This window comes from Mycobacterium sp. G7A2, assembly GCF_041902445.1.
Classification (GTDB): domain Bacteria; phylum Actinomycetota; class Actinomycetes; order Mycobacteriales; family Mycobacteriaceae; genus Mycobacterium.
On sequence record NZ_CP169251.1, the window covers coordinates 5,047,669 to 5,068,658 of the forward strand.

A 20,990-nucleotide genomic window follows, 5' to 3' on the forward strand; every position below is an offset into this window, starting at 1 on the left:
GGCTACGCGCGGGGCGAGCCCAACGCGTGCAGGACGGTATCGACCACTCGATCGAGGTATGCCGGCGTCACCTGTTCGCGGCGTCCGCAGATCCGCCAGAAGACCGGGGCGGCGATCAGATCGAGTACGTATTCGCTGTCGACGTCAGGTGACACCTCGCCGCGGGTGATCGCGGCGTCGATCACCGCCTGCCCATAGTTCCTGCGGGCGGAGCCGAGCCGTTCGGTCAGAGCGGCGGCGAGCTCGGGGTTGCGCGTGGCCTCGGCGATGAGGTCGGGGATGATTCGCGACATCCGTGCGTCGGTTAGCCAGTCGGCGACGCCGTGCACGAGACGGGCGATGTCGTCGGCGAGATCCTCGGTTGGGGCGGTCTCGGCCATCGGCACGCTGATGGTCGTCACGACCTCGAGCACCATCTCCTGCTTCGACGACCAGCGCCGGTACAGCGCCGCCTTGCCTGCTCGCGCGCGCCGGGCCACCCCGTCCATCGTCAGCCTGCCGAAGCCGACCGCGGCGAGCTCGTCGAGCACCGCCTCGACGATGCCGTCGGTCACGCCGGCTCGCAGCGTCGCCTTACTTCGCATACCGGGAATACTAAGCGAAACGGAACGGTTCCGTTCCATATGAACGACGAAAGGACCACCGTGGCCACCGACGACGAACGACACGCCCACTCCGATCGGGTGGTGGACACCCTGCTCGACAGCCTGCGCCGCAACGACATGCGAGCCTTCGCCGACCAGTGGGCCCCCGACGGGGTGATGGAGTTCCCGTTCGCGCCACCCGGATACCGGGTGCTGAACGGCCGCGACGACGTCTGGGATTACGTCAAGGACTACACCGCCACCATCCGCCTCGACGAGATCACCGAGCACCGGCGGCATCACACCCTGGACCCGAGCGTCGTCATCCTCGAGTTCTCCGCCAAAGGTGTTGCCGTACAGACGAACGACCCCTACCGGATGGACTACGTCGGGGTCGTCACGATCGGACCCGACGGCATACGGCACTACCGCGACTACTGGAACTCGCTGGCCGCGGCGGCCGCGATGGGCGGAGTGGACGCCCTGATGGCCGGCTTCACCGCGAAGGCCGCCGATGACTGAGCCCATCCTGGTCACCGGCGCGACGGGCAACACCGGCGCGCCCGTCGTGTCGGGTCTGCGCAGCCGCGGTTGCGTCGTGCGCGCGGCTACCCGCCGCCCCGACCCCGGTGACGGCGACGCCGTCAGGTTCGACTGGTTTGACCCGAGCACCTTCGCCGCCGCCCTGGCCGGCGTGCGGTCGATCTACCTCGTCGCCCCCGCCGGGGTGGCCGATCCGGCACCGGTGGTGCGTCCCTTTCTCGAGCAGGCCGCGGCGGGCGGGGTGCGGCGCGTCGTGGCGTTGAGTTCGTCGGCGGTGGCCCGCGGGGAGCCGCTGCTCGGCGAGATCCACACGATGGTCGTCGACCTCTTCAGCGAGCCCACGGTGCTGCGACCGTCGTGGTTCATGCAGAACTTCACCCGCGATCACGCACTGGCCGAGGGCATTCGGCGGTCACGCGAGATCGTCACGGCCACCGGCGACGGCCGCCTCGGCTTCATCGACGCCGCTGACATCGCCGCCGTCGCAGTCGAGGCATTGGTGGCGGAGCGGCCGGTGGGCGTCGAGTTGGTGCTGACCGGTCCGGAGGCGCTGTCCTACGGACAGGCCGCAGCGATCGTCTCCGACGTCGCAGGCACGCCGGTCCGGCATGTGGACGTGGCGACGGCCGAATTGGCCGACCGGCTCACCCGAGCCGGCTTGACGGGCGAGTTCGCCGCCGGGCTGGCAGCGCTGGACGAACGCGTCCGGGCCGGCGAGCAGAACCTGGTGACGACGACCGTCCACGACGTCACCGGTCGTCGACCGACGTCCTTGCGAGAATTCCTCGCCGTTCACCGCGCGCGCTTAGCATGAGCGCCATGACCAGCCGGCATGCCACGTCCTTGATCAACGGTGAGCTCGTCGAGGAGTCCGACCTCGGCTCGATCCGCCGGGTGATCGCCGACCACTTCCCCATCCTGTCGGGACTGTCGATCAAACGGATCGTCATCAACCCCGGCGCGATGCGCACTCCGCACTGGCACGCCAACTGCAACGAGCTCACCTACGTCGTCTCGGGCACGTCGTTCGTGTCGGTGCTCGACAGTTACAGCAAGTTCTCCAGTTTCACGGTCAGCGCCGGCGACATGTTCCACATCGACTCGGGGTCGCTGCACCACATCGAGAACATCGGTGAGGAGCCGGCCGAGTTCATCCTGGCGTTCCGCAGCGAGCGCCCCGAGGACTTCGGGTTGGCGGCGTCGTTCGGCGCGATGACGGACGCGGTGCTGGGCAACACCTATGACCTACCCGCCTCGGACTTCACTGCGATGCGCCGCGACACCGTCGACCGCAAGCTGGCCCGGCGCAGCGGCGACGCCGAGGTACCGGCGACGGCGTGGTTCGACGATCCGCACAAGTTCTCGATCGAGGCGCAGAGCCCGGCCATCGGGGTTGCGGTGGGGTCCGCCCGGCTGGCCCGCGCGCAGTACTGGCCCGCGTTGAAGGATCTGTCGATGTATTCGCTGCGGATTCGCGAGGACGGCATGCGCGAACCGCACTGGCATCCGATCACCGCCGAAATGGGCTACGTGCACAAGGGTTCCGGGCGGATGACGGTTATGGACCCGGACGGTTCGCTGGACACGTACCTGCTCAACGAGGGCGACGTGTACTTCATCCCGCGCGCCTACCCACACCACATCGAGGTCATCGACTCCCCCGACATCCACTTCGCGATCTTCTTCGACCAGCCGATGCCCGGCGACATCGGTTACCGCGCGTCGGCCAGCGCGTACTCACGGGAGGTGCTGGCCGCGACGTTCAACATGCACATCGACGACCTGCCCGCGTTCCCGTTCACCAAGACCGACCCGCTGATCGTCGGGCGGGTCAACCCGGTGGACGCGGTGTGACGGCCTGCGCCACCGGCGCCGGCTGAGGCGCCGGCTGAGGCGCCGGCTGAGGCGCCGAAAATGCCGTGGCACCGCCGGCTGAGGCGCCGAAAATGCCGTGGCACCGCCGGCTGAGGCGCCGAGAGTGCCGTGGCGGTCGTGGATTCGCTCGCGAGACGACCGTGACGGCATTCTCAATGTCGATCGCGTAGGACTACTCATGCCCGCCGCCCAGCCCCGACGGCAGGCTGGGCGCATGGATGCTTTCGACGCGATGTCCAAGAACACCAGCGCCTTCTTCCTGCAGGCCGCGATCGCCTTCGGGGTGAGCTTCCTCGGGGTGCTGAGCGGGATCTTCTTTCTGCCGCTCGACATCTGGCCGCGGCTGTTCCTCGCCATGAGCGCGGTCTTCCTCGTCACGAGCTCGTTCACGCTGGCGAAGGTGCTCCGCGATCAGCAGGAAGCGGCCACGATTCGCGTCCGGCTCGACGAGGTGCGGATGGAAAAACTACTGGCCGAACACAACCCGTTCACCACCGACCCGCTGAAGTAGCGTTCAGACCGCAACCACCGCGGAGAAGTGCGAGTAACCCCCGCAGCCAGCGCAGTCTCAACGCCTAGAGGGAGTCCCAGAACTCGGTCAGGGCTGCCGCGCCGCGCCGCGGGTCCTCGACCATCCACCAGTGGCCCAGGCCTTCCAGCACCGCGGTGCGCGCCCCCGCCCGTTCGGCGGCGCGGTGACGGGTGTCGCCGGCGCCGATGTAGGGGTCGTTGGTGGCGAGCAGCGCCAGACCGGGCCGCGCCTGCGCACGCTCCAGGTTGCGGCCGGCTTCGGCCATCGCGGGCTGGGCGGCCGACCGGTAGAGCGCCAGGATCGCGGTCACCATGTCGTCGTTCTGGTGTTCGGCGATCGCCGCCCCGATGTCGGCGGGGATCCCGAGCGAGACCATCAGCTCGGTACGCGCCTCCACTCCCCCGCCCATCATGTTCTCCAGCATCTCCTCACCCGCGCCGGGCGTCTGCCACACCTGGGCCATGTCGTGCCACACGTAGTCGGGGTCGAACAGCCCGACGACGTCGCTGGCCCAGCTGCGCACCAGCTCCGGGCGGTGCATGACGACGTTGACGACGTGCCCGCCACCCCAGTCGTGCCCGACCAGGTCGATGGGGCCGTCGATCTTCTCCAGCTCGGCTTCGAGCCAGTCGCGGTACTCCAGATAGGTGGCGCCGAACCCCTCGGGGAGCGGGGCGCCGAAGCCGGGCGGCGACAGCAGCACCACGTCGTCGCGGCCGAGTGCCGAGACGAGCGGTCCCCAGATCGCCGAGGTTTCCGGATTGCCATGAACGAAGACGACGGTCATGCCCGCCATCCTGACACGGCGATCGGACGTTGAGACTGGACTCAGCGCGAGGAAGTTCGAGTAACGGGCGCACTCAGCGCAGTATCAACGCCAGTCAGACACGAATGATGGTCAGCCCGGCGACACCGTCGAGAGCGTCGAAGTCGCCGTCCTGGGTGACGACGGGCAGCCCCCGCGATGCCGCGATCGCGGCAATCCACAGGTCGTTGATCCGCACCCGACGACCGCTCTCCGCGAGATGAACCCGCAGGCGCGCCCACATGCGGGCTGCGTCCTCGTCGACGGGAAGCGCGGTGATGTCGGCGACGGCGTCGAGTGTCGCCAATCGTTGGGCCCGAACGTCCGCCGACGCGGCCGCCAGGACGCCGGTGTTGAGTTCAGCCAGCGTGATGACGGTGGTCGCGACCTCGTCCGGGATCAATTCGCCGCGCAGCTGCCTTCCGCTTTCGCTGGCGATGAACACCGACGTGTCCAGCACGCCGACCGCTGTCACGGCAGCGGGCCCAGATCGTCTGTGTCGTCGCCGGCGAGCATCGCGAGGTCGGCACGCAGTCCGGGATCGGCCTGCACGCGAGATATGCGCGACAGCAGTTGTTCTCGGGTCAGCCACCGGCGCCGTGGAGGTTCGTACGCCGTGAGCCGGGCGACGGGTTGGCCGTTCACCGTCACGGTGATCTCCTCACCTGCCTGCACACGCCGGAGTAGACCAGCCGTACCGTTGCGCAGTTCGCGGGACGCCACCTCCGTCATGCGACGATCGTAGCACCGGCGTAGCACCGCGGCCACCAGCCGCACTCAGCGCAGTCTGGATGTCGGTGGTCACTCGTACGGTGTGCGCATGGCGGGGCGGGGAGGCTCGGACGGCGGCGGATTCGTCGCCGTGTTCCTGGTGCTGCTGGGCATCAGCCTGGTGGTCAAGTACATCTGGTGGTTCGTCGCGGCCGCCGCACTGGTCGGGCTGTTCTTCGCGGGGCGGGCGCTGGCGCGTCACCTCGAGGAGCGACGGGAGCTCGCCGAAGAGGAGGAATTCGCGCTGCGGCGACGGGCCGACCGTCAGCACCGGTGGATGCTGTCCGGTGACAGCCGCGCCGTCTACGGGCCCGAAGGCGCCGGGGCGATGCGGGCCCTCTCACCGGACGAGGACGACGACGACGGTCGGCCGCTCGCCGCGATCGCCCGCACCGACGGCGAGATCGCCACGCTGGTGCGGGACAAGCCGCCCTGCTGGGAGCAGGCGCTGTTCGCCTCGGTGCTGCTTCAGCGTCAGGCCCCGCTGCCGCCCCGACTACGCGACAGTGAACTCGGCTTCACCCCGGCGCACACCATCCCGGTGTTCAGCGGCCCCGACCTGGCGAGCCGTCTGTACGGGCTCATCGACGACATGCTGCTGACGGCACAGCAGCTGGAGAGTTTCACGGCGGCGCCGGCGTTCATGGCCGCATTCGGTGAACCCCACGATGAATCCGGCGCCGACCCGGCAGCCATCAAGCACATCGCCAACCGGCTGATGGACTATCACGAAAGGCTGCTGGACATTTCCGAGCGATGCCGGGAACTCGCGCCCCCGTCGCAGTACGCCGGTGTGCTCGCCGACTGCGCCCGGCTGCTGGACGCTCCGCTGCAGAGCTACCGCGAGTTCATCACCGAATACGTCGAGATCGTCGAGTCGCTGCCGCGGATCTTCGAGCATGCCAGCGGAACCGTGCACCTGGGGGCCGTCGTGCTGGACATCGATTTCGACGAGCGATTGCACAAACGGGTGTTCAACAGGTTGGCGGCGATCAGCCGGACCTAGCCGGTGGGCATACCAGGCCGCCAGGCGTGACGGGTCTCCCGGCCGCCCCCTAGCGATGCTCGCTGACCGCCTCCCTGGTCAAGGGTGCGTCGTAACGGATGACCGGGCGGCCGTCCTCGACGGCGACGCGGCAGCGCACCCCGTAGACCTGCGCGACCAGGTCCTCCGTGAGCACGTTCTCCGGGGTTCCTGCGGCTACCACACGGCCCGCGGTCAGCACCACCAGTTCGTCGCAGAACATCGCGGCCAGGTTCAGGTCGTGCAGCGCCACGACCGCGGTGACGTCGAGGCGACGCACCAGAGCCAGGATCTCGAGCTGGTGGGCGATATCGAGGTGATTGGTCGGCTCGTCGAGCAGCAGTTCGCTGGGGTGTTGCGCCAGCGCGCGAGCGATCTGGACGCGTTGGCGCTCGCCTCCGGACAGGCTGTGCCACAACCGTTGTCCCATCTCAGACAGGCCGGTCGCCGCCAGCGCCTCGCCCACGGCGGGGTCGGCGTCGGGGTCGGCACCGAACAGCCGGCGGTGCGGCAGCCGCCCGAGCCGCACCACGTCGGTGACCCGGATGTCCAGTTCGGTGTCGGCGTGCTGGCCGACCATGGCGACAGAGCAGGCCAGCTCCCTGCGTGTGACGGCGGTCAGCGGGCGGCCGTGCAGCTGCACGTGCCCGGAGTCGGGACGGTCCAAGCCGGCCAACAGCCGCAGTAGCGAGGACTTGCCGGATCCGTTGGGCCCCAACAGTCCGACGACCGACCCCGGTCGGGGGTGCAGGCTGACACCGTCGAGTACCGTCTTGCCCGAACGGCGCCAGCTCACGTCGACGGCCCGAAGCGTCACGGCGTGACCGCTCGGCGCCGGAACAGCAGGACGGCGAACGCGGGCACCCCGACGAGCGCGGTGACGACGCCGGTGGGCAGTTCCTGCGGCTCGAACACGGTGCGCGCGGCGGCGTCCACCCACACCATGAAGATGGCCCCCAGCAGCGCCACGGTGGGCAGCAGCCGCACATGGTTCGGGCCGACCAGGAAGCGGGCGGCGTGCGGGAGGACCAAGCCGACGAAGCCGATCGCCCCGGCCGCGGCCACCACGGTCGCGGTCATCAGCGCGGTCAGCACGAGCAGCACGACGCGGGTGCGCTGCACGGACACCCCGAGCGTGGCCGCGGTGTCCTGCCCGAATGCGAAGGCGTCCATCGTCGGAGCCATCAGCAGGCAGCACACCAGTCCGAAGCCCACCACCGCCGCGCACAGCTGCACGTCCGTCCACGACGCGCCGGACAGCGAGCCGAGTAACCAGAACAGCACCCCGCGGGTCTGTTCGGCGTTGGCCGACGACAGCACCACGAACGACGTCAACGCCGAGAACAGTTGGGTGCCTGCGACACCGGCGAGGACGACGCGGTCGGTGCCGCCGCCGGCGAAGTACGCCAACGTCAGCACCAACCCGAATGACACCACCGCGCCCAGGAATGCGCCACCGGACAGCGTCAGCACTCCGCCGCCGACGCCGAGCACCGCGACCAGGACCGCGCCGGTCGACGCGCCGGAGGACACGCCGAGCACGAACGGATCCGCGAGGGGGTTGCGGAGCAGCGACTGCAGGATGGCGCCGCACAACGCCAACCCGGCACCGCACACCGCGGCCAGCACGGCCCGGGGCAGGCGCAGCTGCCACACGACGCCGTCCTGCAAAGGTGATACTCCGGAGGCCGGGCCGCCGAGGTGGTGGACGACGATGGCGTAGACGTCGGGCACCGAGATCGCTGCCGGGCCGATGGTGATGGCCGCGGCCGCGGAGAGCACCAACGCCACGCCGCTCAGACCCCACAGCAGGGGCAACAGTGACGACGTGCTTCTCACCGCGGGGACGCGAGCCCGAACGCACTGAGCCCGTCGGCGACCTTCTCGACGCCGTCGACGGTGCGGATCGACGGATTCAGGTCGGCACCGTTGACGACGATGTAGCGTTGTGCCCGGACTGCACTGAGCTGACTGGTGACCGGATTCGATTCCAGGAATTCGATTTTGGAATCCAGTGCGTCACCGTCGATGGTGCGACGGCTCAGGTCGGCCAGCACCAGCACGTCGGGGTCGCGGTCGGCGACCGTCTCCCAGCTGACCTGCGGCCATTCGTCGTGGGTGTCGTCGAAGACGTTGCGCAGCCCGGTCTCGGCGGCGATGATGCCCGGCGATCCGCAGCATCCGGCCATGTAGGGCGTGCGGATGTCGGAGAACCAGAACGCGGCGGTGACGCCGGAGTCGGCGGGGTGGACGGCGTCCAAACGCTGGTGCAGGCCGGCGACCAGGTCGTCACCGCGCTGTGGTACATCGAAAATCTTTGCCAGGTCGGTGATCTCCCGATAAATCAGATCCATGCTGAGCGGTTGCGTGCGCGCGCCGTCTTCACTGGTGACCACCTTGCCTTCGCAGTCGCTGGGTGCCAGATAGGTCGGGACGCCGAGCTGGTGGAACTGCTTGCGCTCGGCCACTCCGCCGGATCCGAGGGTGCCGACGAACGAGGCGGTGACCAGGTCGGGGTCGGCGCCGAGGACAGTCTCCAGCGAGGGTTTGTTGTCGGCCAGGCGCGGCACGGTCTCGTTGGCGGCGGCCAGGTCTGCCCGCACCGGGTCAGTCCACGTGGCGGTGCCGGTCATGCGGTCGGCCAGTCCCAGCGACAGCAGGATCTCGGTGGAACTCTGGTTCAGTGACACCGCCCGCTGCGGGGGTGACTCGACGACCACGTCGCGTCCGCAGTTCTGCACGGTGAGCGGGTATCCGGTGACACCGTGTTCCCCGGCCGCAGACGGTGGCGGGTCGGCGGCGCGTCCACAGCCGACGACGGTGAGCAGGAGGACCAACAGTGTGGCGAGGCAGCGCACGGCGCACTTCCTTCGGTGTCAGGCTCATTCGCGGAGCCACCCGGCGTGTGACGAGATCACCGGCGGTCGGACTCAGGCCGCGAGGCCCATACCGTTGCGCGTCAGTCCCGGATTCTCACCGGATTCCCGACGATCTCGTTGGGCACTGTAGCAATAGTCGACGGGTCGGTGGGCGGTCAGCCGGGACGAGCCGATGCGCTGGATCGTCACGGCGGCTCCTCGTTGTGGGGGTGTGCAAGTCCACTGTGCTGCCGCAGCGCCTGTCGTAGGGTTCGGCCATGCACGTCGACGTGATGACCACTCCCCAACCGCTGCGGCGTATCGGCGACCTGGCCCAACGGACGCAGGCCGCGCACTTCTCCGGGATGTTGTTCACCGAGACGGGTCGCACCGCCTACCTGAACGCGGCGGTGGCGGCGCAGGCGGCGCCGGGCTTGGAGTTGTCGACGGGTGTCGCGGTGGCGTTTCCGCGCAGCCCGTTCGTGACGGCCGCGGCGGCGTGGGAGCTGCAGGAGGCCACCGGCGGGAACTTCCGGCTCGGGCTGGGCACCCAGGTGCGCACGCATGTGGTGCGGCGCTACGGCGCGGAGTTCGAGCGCCCCGGCCCGCGGCTACGCGACTACGTGCAGGCGGTCAAGGCGTGCTTCGCGGCGTTCCGGACCGGCACGCTGGATCATCACGGGGACTTCTACAGCCTGGACTTCATCACCCCGCAGTGGAGCCCCGGACCGATCGACGCACCGGACCCGAAGGTCGACATCGCCGCGGTCAACCCGTGGATGTTGCGAATGGCCGGCGAGGTGGCCGACGGCATCCACGTGCACCCGCTGGGCGAGCCGGGCTACATCACACGCCACGTGCTACCGAATCGCGCTGAGGGAGCAGAGAAGTCGGGCCGTTCCGCGTCCGATGTGGCGGTGATCGTGCCGGTGATGACGATCGTCGGCGACACCGACGAAGAGCGTGACCGCGAGCGGGAGCTGGTGCGGGCCAGCATGAGCTTCTACGGCAGCACTCCGAACTACGCGTTCATCTGGGACGAGGCCGGGTTCGAGGGGACAACGGCGCGGATCCGGGAGAAGCAGAAGGCCGGTGACTACGCGGGCATGGCCGCACAGATCACCGACGAGCACATCGCGATGTTCGCCACCGAGTCGACGTGGGACGAGTTGGCCGATGCGCTGATCACCAAGTACGGCGGGGTGGCGGAGCGCATCGTGTTGTACAACGCGCTGGCCGATATGGACCGGTTCGAGCGTTACGGCGAGGTGGCGCAACGGATCACGGGGGCTTCACTCTCCGGGTGATTCACCGCGTGCCGCGCCGGTGATTCACTCAGGCCGCTCCGGTCAGTGAGCGCCCTATCCCGATTCCCGCGCGAGCACGTTCGCGAGACCGGCCAACGCGACGTCGACGACCGCGTCCAGTTTGGCCTGCGACGCTCCGGCGGCCGCGTCCACGGCCAGCCCTTTTCCGATCGTGACCGCGTATCCCGCCAGGGCATCGGTGTCGATACGGGAGGCATCCTCGGTCGCGGCCAGGGCGGTGGCGACGGCGTCCTCGATTCCGCCGCGGTAGTCGGCAAGCAGCTGCGGTATGCGGGTGTTGTTCGGCGCGCAGGAGAGTCCGCCCTGGATGGACAGACACCCCGGGGCGATCCCGGCACGCACGGCCACCGCGGTGTCCCGCAGATAGGACTCGATGACGCCGTAGGCACTCGGCTGCGACAGCAACGCTTTCAGGTGTTGGTGGTAGCACTCGCCGTAACGTTGGAGGGCACGTTCGAAGAGCTTCTCCTTGCTGCCGTACACGGCGTACAGGCTCGGCTTGTTGATGCCCATGGCCTGCGTGAGCTCGGCCATCGACGCACCCTCGTACCCGAGACGCCAGAACGCCTCGATGGCGCCGTCGAGCGCCAGGCCCTCGTCGAACTCGCGCGGCCGGCCTCCTGCATTCCGCTGCGCTTCCACCATGCCCACAAGTCTAGCGGCGACTCTACCGAACGGTACAAAACTGGTAGGGTCGAGGCCGCCAACCGATCGGTACAGAACTGGAGACTTCATGACAGACCTGACAGGCAAGACCGCACTCGTCACGGGAGCAACGTCGGGGATCGGCCTCGCCGCAGCACGGGCTCTTGCCCAGCAAGGCGCCTATGTCTTCCTCGTCGGACGCCGCCAGGACGCGCTCGAAAAGGCCGTGGCCGATATCGGTGCAGATCAGGCCAGCTTTGTTCGCGCTGACGTGACCGAGCAGGCAGATCTCGACCGCGTCGGTTCCACCGTCGAAGCCAGTGGACGCCGCCTCGACATCGTCTTCGCCAATGCGGGCATCAACGAGTTCGCGACATTGGGCGATCTCACGTGGGCACATCACCGCAGGATCTTCGACACCAACGTCGGCGGCATCGTGTTCGCGGTGCAAGCCGCCCTTCCCCTGCTCGGCGAGGGCGCTTCGATCATCCTGTGCGGTTCCAACGGCGACGTGAAGGCCGCCCCTGGAGCGAGCCTGTACGCCGCGTCGAAGGCCGCGATCCGGTCGCTGGCCCGCTCCTGGGCCGCCGAACTCGTCGACCGCAGGATCCGCGTCAACGTCGTCGCGCCAGGGCTCACCGAGACGCCGGGCCTGGCCGATCTCTTCGCCGGATCCGACGGCGCCCTGGAGGAGCTGACCGCCACCGTCCCTCTGGGACGCCGCGCGCGTCCCGAGGAGATCGCCGGCGTGGTCGCCTTCCTCGCCTCCGACGCCAGTTCCTACATGAACGGATCAGAGATCTACGTCGACGGCGGAGTCAGCCAGTTCTGATTCTGATCCCACGATGTTCAGCCCTGTCAGCCGAGGCGTCGCACCACGTGTTCGTCGTCGCGGTGAATGGATTCACCTGACCCGCGGTTGTACGACGCGGATCGACCCGAAAGGTAACCAGCAGTGACAACCAAGCCCATGAGGATCCCCCGCGGATCGTTCGACCTCGCGGCCGTGCTTCACCTCCCCGACGACGTCGCCGGCGCTCCCCCGCTCCCGGCTGTCGTGCTGTCGACTCCCGGCAGCAGCGTCAAGGAGCAGATCGGAGCGAACTACGCATCCCGGCTTGCCGCACGCGGAATCGCCGCGCTCGTCTTCGATCCCGCCTACCAGGGAGAAAGCGGTGGCGAGCCAAGGGATCTGGAGGACCCGTACCGTCGAGGTGAGGACATCTCCTACGCCATCGACGCGCTGCAGGTGGTCCCCGACGTGGATGCCGAACGCATCGGCGTGCTCGGCATCTGCGCCGGTGGCGGTTATGCGGTGCATACTGCCCGCACCGATCATCGAATCCGGGCGGTCGGCACCGTGGTCGCCGGGAACATGGGAGACTCCTGGCGTTCCGAGGCGTTCGCGCCCGATGGCCCTGCCGCGGCCCTGGACCGTCTTGCTGCCGACCGGACCCGCGAGGTCCGGACCGATGAACTCGATCGACTCAACTGGCTGCCCGACACCCCCGACGATGCCACCGCCGCCGGCATCACCGACATCGACAACACCCAGGCCATCGGCTACTACCGCACTCCGCGCGGCGGGCACCCGCGTTCCACCAACCGCAGGTTGGCGCGCAGCGACGCACTTCTGTTGGGCTACGACGCCTTTCATCTCGTCGATCCGCTGCTGACCCAGCCCCTTCAGGTCATCCTGGCCGGCCGGCGAGGGGTGACCGGGTCGTATGAGGCGGGCATGAAGCTCTGGCAGCTCGCACCGAACCCGGTCGATCTGATGATCGTCGAGGGTGCCGGCCACTACGAGATGTACGACGTACCCGAATACGTCGACCAGGCCGTCGATCGGCTGGCCGACTTCTACCAGGAGCACCTTCCCGAGCGGTGACGCTTGGTGAGCCGGCTCGTAGCTTTCGATGCACCGGCCTGGCGGATCATGCTGAGTCAGTGCCGGACGTTGCTCGTGCGTCGATCGCGGCGAGCGCCTCGGCGGTGAGTTCGTCACGTATTCCACTGCGGGCGTGTGCGAACGGGATGAAGGACTTGAGCAGCTGAGGCGTTTCGAGTATCACCGCGAGCGGCTCGTCGCTGTCGTCGAGGCCATGGCGGAACAGGCGCTCGATCTTGGTCACACTCCACCGCAGCGGGTCGCCCTCGCTGAGCAGTCCTTCGAGCAGCACTCCGTGCCGACGACGGGTGAATCGGGCACCGTCCTCGGAGGCGAAGAACTCGTCACACAGTTCGCTGAGGTCGCCGGGATCCCACGCCGGTGACTGGTACGGCGTCCCGCCGGCAGGTAGGCGGCGAGTCAGCCAGTGCAGAAGTGGCCGGCAGGCGGGCCAGGTGTCGGATTGGCCGGTGAACACGGGGTGTTGCGACAGCCCGTGCTCGAGCCATGCCCGCGCATCGGCGGGGTCCATCTCAACCAGACTGGTGTCGGGGTCGGTGTTGCGTTCTTCCGCCAGCTGAATGACGGTGTCGATCGAATCCGGCACCACGAAACCGTCTTTGACGACGGAGTACGTGTGGTGGTCGATGAACGCGACGCACGTCAATTTCTCGCCGGTCGACAGCTTGGCACCGAGGATGATCTCGACATCGTCACCGAGTACGTGCGCCCTCTGCACGGTCCGGTAGACGTCGATGTCGGCGAGGCCGGCGATCCACGGGGGCAGGGCGTGTCGTCGATTAGCTACTTCGTGACGGCATCGTTCTTGCATGTCGGGGTCATCGAGGAGTTCACCGAGCACAGCGAGCAGCGCCGTCGTCTCGTCGGTGTGGACATCGGCGAAGCTGTCCACAAGGCGGGCCAGGTCAACCGTCTCCCGCTGGGGACGCCCCGGTAGATATGCGAAGGGGTCGGGTGTGGTGGCCTCGATGAGCATGCCTGCCATGCTGAGCATTTCGAGCGGATGACCGTCCAACGCCTGCCGCACTTCGTCCAACAACGGCGTTTCCTCCGTAGCCGTTTCGTCCAACGGCGCTTCCTCCGTCACGGGCACACCAGCCAACGGCCTCTCGGTCTGTGGGTTGTCCTGCGACTGCCGCGCCCGCGTCCTCCGCTGCGCATCGCGGCGCGCTTGCTTGGCTTTGCGACGCTTGCGTGCCTCGTTCATGGTCGCGACGTTACCCGCGGACAGCGATAGGTCTCACCGGTGTTTTCGGGCTATCCACAGGTGCCACTGGCCAGCAGAGAAGTTGGCGGATCTCAGCCCGCGGCCTCCCGGACTCCCAGCGGCGTGCGTCCCGTCCACTGGTTGAACGCACGGTGGAACGAGTTGGCGTTGTCGTAGCCGAGCAGGAACGCGATCTCGGTCAGCGACAGGCTGGACTGCGTCAGGTAGTGATGGGCGAGTTCCTCGCGCAGGTCGGCGAGAACCTTCTGAAAGGTCGCCCCTTCCTCGCCGAGGCGGCGCTGCAGCGTGCGGGTGCTGATACCGAGATGCTTGGCGACGCCCTGAGTCGTTCCGGAGCCGGCCGGCAGCAGTTCGATCAGCGCGGCGCGGACCTTGGCGCCCAGCGATGCGTCGTCGCCCAGGTCGTTGAGACGACGCCGCAGCTCGGGTTCGAAGAAGTCCCACATGCCGGCGTTCGCGGTGAGGAACGGACGGTGGGCGTCGAGAATCGAAAACCGCACGAGGATCGTGTCACCGCGCTCGATCCGGGCGCGGCACCACGTCTCGAGGTCGTCGACCTGTGTTGTCGGCAGGACGACGCGTTGGGGGACGACGAGGGTCCGGGTGCCGAGGCGGGCCAGGGCGACCCAGAACGCCACCTCGAACCTGGACAGCACCACTGGCGCCGGATCGCCTGGCGGCCAGATGATCTCGATGTCCAGGCCGTCGGCGTCGGCGGTGACGCGAAGTCTCACGGGACCGAGTAGTCGCTTGTGCACGGCGATCCGTTCCGCGGCGACCTGCAGGTTGGGGCTGCACAGCGCGGCGAAGATCGGCGGGTCGAACACCTCGGGGCTGAGCTTGTCGGCGATCGCCACCGCGAGGTCGCGGTCACCGACCAGCTGATCCAGCGCCTCGAACAGGGCGTAGTACTGCCGGGGCGGCAGCAGTGCCTCGTCGCGGGTGAACAGGTCAGCGGGCAGTCCCGCCACGCGCAGCACGTCGGCGGGCCGGATGCCGAGGTCGGCGAGGACCACCCGCACCAACGGCATCGACAGCCGATACGGCGCGATGCTCACGACGAGGCAAGTGCCGCAGCGACATCGACCTTCAAACCGGTCTCACGTTCGGCGACCTGCCACAGCGCCTTGACCGCGGCGTCGCTGCCGGGACGGACGAGCGGCTTACGCACCGGCGGGCCGTTGGTCACGAACAGCGGGCCGTAGAAGCCGCCGCCGGGTGCCTTGGGGTCGGTGGCCGCGCGCAGCTGGCTCAGCGCGCCACGTTCGGTCGACATGCCCATCGTCTTGGTCTGCCATTCGAAGAAGGCGCCCATCGGCCCGGCGCCGCCCTCGGCGTGGGTGGTGGTCTGCAGGTCGGAGTTGGTCAGTCCCGGCTGGGCCGACAGCGCCTTGGCGTCGACCCCGGCTCGCTCGAACTGTTCCTGCAGCCCGACCGCGAGGTGGCGCATGGCGAGTTTGGTGTTGCCGTACATGCGCCACGCGTCGAAGTTCTTGCGCAGGTGCGGATCCGCGGGCTCGATGGCCCGGCCCATGTGCTGGGCGGTGCTCGACAGCGTGACGACGCGCGCCCCCGGGGTGGCGACGACGATGGGCAGCAGGTGCGACAGCAGGGCCCAGTGGCCGAGCACATTGGTGCCCATCTGGGTGTCGAAGCCGTCCTCGGTGGTGCCCTGCGGCATGGCCATCACGCCGGCGTTGCACATCAGGATGTCGATGCGCTGGTGCTTGGCGGCGATGGCGTCGGCGGCGGCCTTGACCGAGGCGAGCGAGCCGAGGTCGAGCTCGACGATCTCCAGAGACGCGTCCGGGTGCGCGGCCAGGATCTCGTCCCGTGCGCTGGCCGCCTTGGTCTGGTTGCGGGCCGCCATGACGACGTGGGCGCCATGGCCGGCGAGCGCCTTGGCCGAGGCCAGGCCCAGACCGCCGTTGGCGCCGGTGACGACGGCGGTCTTGCCGTGCAGGTCAGGGATGTCTTGGGTGGACCAGCTCATGGTGTTCCTCTGTGGTGCCGACGGAGTTTGTTGACTCGACCATACGTCGGCGACCGCGTTGCTCGGCTCGCAATTCGCGCCAACGGGCTCGCAGTTTGCGCCACGGCGAGGCTACTGGCGTGTGCACAACGGTGTGCCCGCAGGTTGCCGCATTTCTTGGCCGCGCGCGGGGTCCATAATGTAAGTCGTGGCAGCGGAGGCGACGGGATGAGCGCGCTCGATGCCTTCCTATCGACTTGGACCAGGGCGCGGGTGACATTCGGGGCAGGCAGTCCACAGACAGGTAGGTCCTATGACCAAAGCGGCAGTCTGCACGGTCTGACCGAGGAACTCGGCCGAGCAGCCCCGGCGCCGTACTGGTCCGGTGGCGCCGCCTCCGCCTACGGAAAAGTCAACGCAGGTCATCGAATCGTCGTAGGCGAACTCGGCACTCTCGACACGCGCCTAGGGCAAGAAATTGACCAGTCTGCGCAGATCGTGGCGAGAGGCCGACAGGAGCTTGACGCCATCCGCGAGTGGGTGGTTGCCGCTGCCGCGAACGCTCCGAGAAGCCGGGCTGGCGAGATTATGATCGCATCAATCGTGCGCAAAGGTCTGAGCCAGCTGACTGAGACGTTGACACTTGCCAATACGGAACTGAACTCGGTTGGAGCCAACATCACCACGATCGCCGGTGAGTACCGAGCTCTGGGAACCGGTCAGAGGTTCGGTGGCCTGTCGGAGGCTCCGCCGACAGACGGTGACGACCCAGACCCAGACCCAGACGAGCGCACCAAGAACCAGATCGAGGCGTTCCGCGAGGTCTTCGGGCGGGCTCCAGCGAGTGACGGTGACTGGTTGACCGCGTCCGCCCTCGACCCACATAGTTATGACCCGAAGAATCAGGGCGTTCAGGCCAACGTCGTTGTTGGACGTATCGAGCCTGTACCAGGACAGGGTGTCGTCCGCACCAACTTGTTCATTCCCAGCGAGGACGTGTGGGCCCCCACTGTGGGAATTCCGCCGTACGACAACAACCTCGGAGATGATCGCGGCTTCTCTCCGACTGCAGGTCCCGAAGCTTCTCGTGTCGCGATATACACCGACTTCGACAACGGGATCGTCGTGGCGCGCCAGAACCCGTCGATCAATGCCGACACTGGTCAGGTCCGTACAGGCACACCGTCGATCGGCGCGGTTCAAACGTCAGACGGTGGCGTGCTCATCCAGTACAACGCCGCGGACCCGTTCTCACCGGGGGGTGAAGGTTTGGCCAAGGGCTCAGGCATCAGCGTCAACGGGACGCTCGGCATCGTGCCATCGGATAGCGGCCCCCGTGTGGGTGGTGACGATGTGACGACGTTTCCAGCGCTCGAGGTCTACGGCGACCGTGCCGGGAGGACCACTACCTTGTTGCAGGAGTGGCCAACGCTCTTCGACAACGCCGCGGGGCCTTTGGCTGGGCTGCCGTTCGATAAGGACGTCGGCGACTCAACTGTGGTACCGAGCTTCAACAGCGTAGTGCCGCAGCCTCTTGCGCCTTCGGTACCAGGAGTCGGAGACCCAGATCCAATTCCGATGACACCACCGGCATCTATTGTTCCCCCGGGCAACTACACACCTTTCGGCCCCGCGAATGAAGCGCCCACCGTCCGGGTGTATACGCCGCTCGACGGTTCCGAGTTCCGGCCGGGCCGGTAGCGCCCTCTACCTAAGACCCACCTGATAGCGGAGGCTGATGTGGTGACATCGACGATCGACTGGACACGTGCCGCAATAGTAGGAGCGATCGCTGGTGGAGCGTTTTGGGCGGCGGCGGTCTACACGCTCATAGCGACCGAAGGGCGCGCTGCTGCGTGGATCACCGTCGCAGTGATTGCCGTCGCGTCACTTGTCGTCGGCGTGATTCTCTACCGTCGCGCGGATCAACCGACGAGACGCTGTTACGGGGCGGGGTTGGCATTGGCGCCACTGACCGGATTGGTGCCGGTGGCGATGTTCAGCGCAGCCGGCGTTCTGGTGGAAGTCGGTTCGTGGCAATGAGTCGACGAGCCGAGAAGAGTGACTCACCGCGTCCCACAGCGCTGCTCGCTGGGTTCTTCGTCGGCTTCGCGTCGGTGTGCCTCACGATGGGAGTCTTCTGGCCGTTCGCGCCGTTGTTCCCCGCCCTGACGGCCGGTGTAGCTGCGGCGATCCCTATCCGAGGGCATTTTCAGTTCGCCAAGGGTGCCCTAATCGCGGTGCTGGGCGTTGTGGTCTTTCTCGTTGTGGTCGTTGTGCTGATGTTCTTGGGCGCCGCGCTTCGTTAAGTAGGTATTCGGTGTCGCTTGCGCCGATTACTGTTGGACTCATGGAAAGCGACGAGCACCGGGACTCTCTGCCTGGAGCCCTAGCCAAGGCTCGAGTTCCAGCGCGAAATCATGAATTCATCCGAGCGTTTCTGCAGAGAATCGGTATTGCCAATCTCCGGGCGGTCGTGAGGGATGACAAACCGTACGTCATCGCGAAGCGCAGCGTTGGAGAACCCGATCTGCACATCTATTACGGCTACACGACCGGCTTTCTATCGGGGGACGAGATCCGCGCGGCAGCGGGGCCGGACGCCGTAGGAAGACCGAGTTCACGTAAAGGAACCTGGTACGTCGAACACCCGATCAACCAGGTTCGTCCCGCGGGTGAGCATTCCAAGAGTGTCAGGCGGCAAGCGGGCTTCTGTGGGTGCGGGATGCAGTTATCCCTAACAGGAGCGTGTGACAGCTGCGATTAGCCAAAATATCCAGCGACCGAGCCATGCACGAAATTTCAAACGCCCGCGCCTTCAAGACGCCGTCGGGGGTTGACATGTCCCGCATGACGAAATTGGCCCCTGCACATAGTCGGTGGCCCAGCGCCTGAGGTCGGCCAACCGCTCGGCGCATACTTTCACGTATTGGCCTGTCCATGGCCCCATGTGCGGATTCCGGCTACTGATCGTCCAGCATCTCGCGTGGTGAAGTCGAGCTGTGCTCAACGTGTGACTACGTGCGATGTTGATGACGTAGCCGTCGGGGTGAGCGGCAATCCACGTCAGGTAGCCATTGTCATCGTCACGGAATTCGTGTGCGCCGAAGAATGAATCGCAAGTAGCCGATGCCTGAGGCGACGGCAACACTGGAGGCGCGACCGATTCCCGGGGTCGATTCCCCTGCAACTTTTTTGGTGCGCCAAGAGCTTCCTGTGCACTTACATCCGACACGAATTGTGAGGCACAGATTCCGACCACCACACCGTTACGTAAAGAGGCGTCAACACTCACGTGCATACCTAGTTCAGTGATCCTACCGTCGCGTGGATGCCATGCACGGTCGGGATATGTACGTCCCAGCAGAGGGTCGAGCGAATCGATGGTCTGCTTCCACAGGTTCAACCAATTCCGTTGTTTGCCCACGACGAAGGACAGTTCAAGTCTGACTGGTCCCGCTGGAATTTCCGCTGCCTGGGCGACGACCGCGTTGATCTCTTCCTTGAACTTGATGCTGGAGCTCGGCGCTGTCGTTTCCGCGGTCCACAATCGTCCTGTCGGGGCATGCGACTCCGTCGCGGGTCCCACGCGTACAAGAGACTGCTCCGCGTGGTGTTTCGTGCACCAAGCGGATACCAAATTTCGGTCACCGATGCGACGAGCTAGGGGGTACAAATAATTGTCTAGATCGGCGGCATGGAGCAGGTCTCGTGTGGCTGGTAGGCCCACATCAAGGCGCAGTGCCCAGGGTCCGTCTATCTTCGAATTTGCGAGCAGGGCTTCGGTATCATCCAGATACGCCTTGAGACGAAGTTGGTCAGGGTGGTCTGCCCTATTCCACGACTCCAAGCGGGGCGAGACCCTCAGTGCGTAAGGGGCGCCCTCAGGACGGCTGTACCAGCGCATAGCTACACACTATCGGGATGCACTGACGCGTTCTGGGTGTGACAATTTTGCAGCGAGGGCCGATCCGAATCCAATGGCATGGCCTTCACGTACACCTCGCTGCCTTCGTCATGCGTGCCCACAAAATAATGCCGGAGTACAGTCACCTGCTCTGCTTACCCTTAATCCATTCTGGGAAGTTGCCCCGGATATCAAACAGAGTGTACTCAACGTCTTCCGCAGTGACGCTAAATGTTTCACTGCTGAGCTGTTCTGAACACAATCGCGCATCGCGTACGTATGCCGCGTAACGGACAGCGCGGTTACGGGACCCTCCTGCCGCGTCTCGACTATTCCAACCGAACGCCTTGAGGCTGTCCCAGACGAGTTTGTCTTGGACGAGGCAACACCGTTCTGGATGCGCCGACGAGGCAGCCCATAGCCACTTGGTAAAGAAGGCCGACTGCAGTCCAGGCAGTCGCCAAGCTTTGAAAGCATCGGCTGCATCACCTGCGATAGCGAGTTCGGCTGTAGAGGCGAGAATTTCATCCCGTCTTGGGTTGTTGAGGACCCTCAAGATTGGGTCACGCATTCGACCGTTGTTCTTTCCTCTGCCCCATATCAGCACTGCGATAAAGAGTGTGAGTCGACGATCAGCATCCTGCTCCGGCAACGCAGCCAGATCGCGAATCTCTGATCGTGTAGTTGCTCCCTTACCTAGGGAGGAAAAAACCGTATCGATGACTGATGCGTCGATGTCTGAGCTCGCGAGCCAACTACGCCACGTCGACTCCACAAACGGCACAGCATTCTGTCGGTATGCCGATCCAGCAATCTGGTCGGCGTAAGACGCCAGCGGTTCGTAAAGCAGCTGTGCTGACGCATTCACCGGACCATGCGCCGGTCCGACATCGGCTCGCCCCAATTGTCGAGGCCACATGCACCAAAGAACCAGTCGTAACTGAACGCTGCGTTGTCAGCCTTCAACAGGTCTGCTGCCCTTCTGGTGAAGACTGCGATTCGCTCGCGG

Annotated in this window: 22 protein-coding genes and 1 riboswitch; of the genes, 10 read left to right on the forward strand and 12 right to left on the reverse strand. The window is 66.5% G+C overall.

The window, feature by feature from the left end:
• Positions 1-2: 2 nt before the first annotated feature.
• Entirely contained in the window at positions 3-584 is a 582-nt protein-coding gene (locus tag ACEWX3_RS23950) for a TetR-like C-terminal domain-containing protein (protein WP_374157875.1), read from the reverse strand.
• A 39-nt stretch (positions 585-623) separates the two neighbouring features.
• Between ACEWX3_RS23950 and ACEWX3_RS23955 the strand changes: the two genes are divergently transcribed.
• From ACEWX3_RS23955 to ACEWX3_RS23970, 4 genes are all read left to right on the forward strand, one after another.
• Positions 624-1,106: a nuclear transport factor 2 family protein gene (locus tag ACEWX3_RS23955; protein WP_374157876.1), complete on the forward strand. Its 483-nt coding sequence runs from the start codon at positions 624-626 to the stop codon at positions 1,104-1,106.
• Complete coding sequence (locus tag ACEWX3_RS23960) at positions 1,099-1,941, forward strand: NAD(P)H-binding protein (RefSeq protein WP_374157877.1); 843 nt, start codon at positions 1,099-1,101, stop codon at positions 1,939-1,941. The genes ACEWX3_RS23955 and ACEWX3_RS23960 overlap by 8 nt, the downstream gene beginning before the upstream one ends.
• 5 nt (positions 1,942-1,946) lie before the next feature.
• On the forward strand, positions 1,947-2,981 hold the full coding sequence (locus tag ACEWX3_RS23965) for a cupin domain-containing protein (protein WP_207064918.1): 1,035 nt from the start codon (positions 1,947-1,949) through the stop codon (positions 2,979-2,981).
• A 235-nt stretch (positions 2,982-3,216) separates the two neighbouring features.
• Positions 3,217-3,513 (forward strand): YiaA/YiaB family inner membrane protein, encoded by a 297-nt coding sequence (locus tag ACEWX3_RS23970; protein ID WP_374157878.1) that lies wholly within the window; start codon positions 3,217-3,219, stop codon positions 3,511-3,513.
• A 64-nt stretch (positions 3,514-3,577) separates the two neighbouring features.
• Here the strand turns inward: ACEWX3_RS23970 and ACEWX3_RS23975 are convergent, their stop codons facing one another.
• From ACEWX3_RS23975 to ACEWX3_RS23985, 3 genes are all read right to left on the reverse strand, one after another.
• Complete coding sequence (locus tag ACEWX3_RS23975) at positions 3,578-4,321, reverse strand: alpha/beta fold hydrolase (RefSeq protein ID WP_374157879.1); 744 nt, start codon at positions 4,319-4,321, stop codon at positions 3,578-3,580.
• 94 nt (positions 4,322-4,415) lie between these two features.
• A complete protein-coding gene (locus ACEWX3_RS23980) occupies positions 4,416-4,814 on the reverse strand; it encodes a type II toxin-antitoxin system VapC family toxin (RefSeq protein ID WP_374157880.1) in 399 nt (132 codons plus the stop codon).
• Positions 4,811-5,071, reverse strand: coding sequence for a type II toxin-antitoxin system Phd/YefM family antitoxin (locus ACEWX3_RS23985; protein WP_283608624.1), 261 nt, complete (start codon positions 5,069-5,071; stop codon positions 4,811-4,813). The genes ACEWX3_RS23980 and ACEWX3_RS23985 overlap by 4 nt, the downstream gene beginning before the upstream one ends.
• An 88-nt stretch (positions 5,072-5,159) precedes the next feature.
• Between ACEWX3_RS23985 and ACEWX3_RS23990 the strand changes: the two genes are divergently transcribed.
• Positions 5,160-6,116 (forward strand): hypothetical protein, encoded by a 957-nt coding sequence (locus ACEWX3_RS23990; protein WP_374157881.1) that lies wholly within the window; start codon positions 5,160-5,162, stop codon positions 6,114-6,116.
• Between the two features lie 49 nt (positions 6,117-6,165).
• On the opposite strand, the gene ACEWX3_RS23995 is transcribed toward ACEWX3_RS23990, so the two are convergent.
• The 3 genes from ACEWX3_RS23995 to ACEWX3_RS24005 are packed head-to-tail and all read right to left on the reverse strand — an operon-like array spanning position 6,166 to position 8,992.
• Positions 6,166-6,951 (reverse strand): ABC transporter ATP-binding protein, encoded by a 786-nt coding sequence (locus ACEWX3_RS23995; RefSeq protein WP_374157882.1) that lies wholly within the window; start codon positions 6,949-6,951, stop codon positions 6,166-6,168.
• Positions 6,948-7,973 carry a FecCD family ABC transporter permease gene (locus ACEWX3_RS24000; protein WP_374157883.1) on the reverse strand — a complete coding sequence of 342 codons (1,026 nt, stop codon included), beginning with the start codon at positions 7,971-7,973 and terminating at the stop codon, positions 6,948-6,950. Before ACEWX3_RS24000 ends, ACEWX3_RS23995 begins: the two co-directional genes overlap by 4 nt.
• A complete protein-coding gene (locus ACEWX3_RS24005) occupies positions 7,970-8,992 on the reverse strand; it encodes an ABC transporter substrate-binding protein (RefSeq protein ID WP_374157884.1) in 1,023 nt (340 codons plus the stop codon). The genes ACEWX3_RS24000 and ACEWX3_RS24005 overlap by 4 nt, the downstream gene beginning before the upstream one ends.
• A gap of 42 nt (positions 8,993-9,034) precedes the next feature.
• Positions 9,035-9,157: riboswitch (cobalamin riboswitch) on the reverse strand.
• A 113-nt stretch (positions 9,158-9,270) separates the two neighbouring features.
• Here ACEWX3_RS24005 and ACEWX3_RS24010 point away from each other — a divergent pair.
• Positions 9,271-10,299: a TIGR03617 family F420-dependent LLM class oxidoreductase gene (locus ACEWX3_RS24010; protein ID WP_374157885.1), complete on the forward strand. Its 1,029-nt coding sequence runs from the start codon at positions 9,271-9,273 to the stop codon at positions 10,297-10,299.
• Positions 10,300-10,353: 54 nt separating this feature from the next.
• On the opposite strand, the gene ACEWX3_RS24015 is transcribed toward ACEWX3_RS24010, so the two are convergent.
• Positions 10,354-10,965 (reverse strand): TetR/AcrR family transcriptional regulator, encoded by a 612-nt coding sequence (locus tag ACEWX3_RS24015; RefSeq protein ID WP_374157886.1) that lies wholly within the window; start codon positions 10,963-10,965, stop codon positions 10,354-10,356.
• A gap of 88 nt (positions 10,966-11,053) precedes the next feature.
• Here ACEWX3_RS24015 and ACEWX3_RS24020 point away from each other — a divergent pair, with 88 nt between their 5' ends.
• A complete protein-coding gene (locus tag ACEWX3_RS24020) occupies positions 11,054-11,797 on the forward strand; it encodes an SDR family NAD(P)-dependent oxidoreductase (RefSeq protein WP_374157887.1) in 744 nt (247 codons plus the stop codon).
• A gap of 123 nt (positions 11,798-11,920) precedes the next feature.
• Positions 11,921-12,853, forward strand: a complete 933-nt coding sequence (locus ACEWX3_RS24025; RefSeq protein WP_374157888.1) for an alpha/beta hydrolase — start codon at positions 11,921-11,923, stop codon at positions 12,851-12,853.
• Between the two features lie 46 nt (positions 12,854-12,899).
• Here ACEWX3_RS24025 and ACEWX3_RS24030 read toward each other — a convergent pair whose 3' ends face one another.
• The 3 genes from ACEWX3_RS24030 to ACEWX3_RS24040 form a co-directional block, all read right to left on the reverse strand.
• Entirely contained in the window at positions 12,900-13,961 is a 1,062-nt protein-coding gene (locus ACEWX3_RS24030; protein ID WP_374157889.1) for a hypothetical protein, read from the reverse strand.
• A 212-nt stretch (positions 13,962-14,173) separates the two neighbouring features.
• A complete protein-coding gene (locus ACEWX3_RS24035; protein ID WP_374157890.1) occupies positions 14,174-15,160 on the reverse strand; it encodes an AraC family transcriptional regulator ligand-binding domain-containing protein in 987 nt (328 codons plus the stop codon).
• The gene (locus ACEWX3_RS24040) at positions 15,157-16,095 is read right to left on the reverse strand and encodes an SDR family NAD(P)-dependent oxidoreductase (RefSeq protein WP_374157891.1); all 939 of its coding nucleotides are present in this window, start codon (positions 16,093-16,095) and stop codon (positions 15,157-15,159) included. Before ACEWX3_RS24040 ends, ACEWX3_RS24035 begins: the two co-directional genes overlap by 4 nt.
• Positions 16,096-16,302: 207 nt before the next feature.
• On the opposite strand from ACEWX3_RS24040, the gene ACEWX3_RS24045 reads away from it, so the two are divergent.
• Positions 16,303-17,775, forward strand: coding sequence for an EspA/EspE family type VII secretion system effector (locus tag ACEWX3_RS24045; RefSeq protein WP_374157892.1), 1,473 nt, complete (start codon positions 16,303-16,305; stop codon positions 17,773-17,775).
• A gap of 42 nt (positions 17,776-17,817) precedes the next feature.
• Entirely contained in the window at positions 17,818-18,117 is a 300-nt protein-coding gene (locus ACEWX3_RS24050) for a hypothetical protein (RefSeq protein ID WP_374157893.1), read from the forward strand.
• Between the two features lie 2,006 nt (positions 18,118-20,123).
• Here the strand turns inward: ACEWX3_RS24050 and ACEWX3_RS24055 are convergent.
• Complete coding sequence (locus ACEWX3_RS24055) at positions 20,124-20,849, reverse strand: hypothetical protein (RefSeq protein ID WP_374157894.1); 726 nt, start codon at positions 20,847-20,849, stop codon at positions 20,124-20,126.
• Positions 20,850-20,990 lie beyond the last annotated feature (141 nt).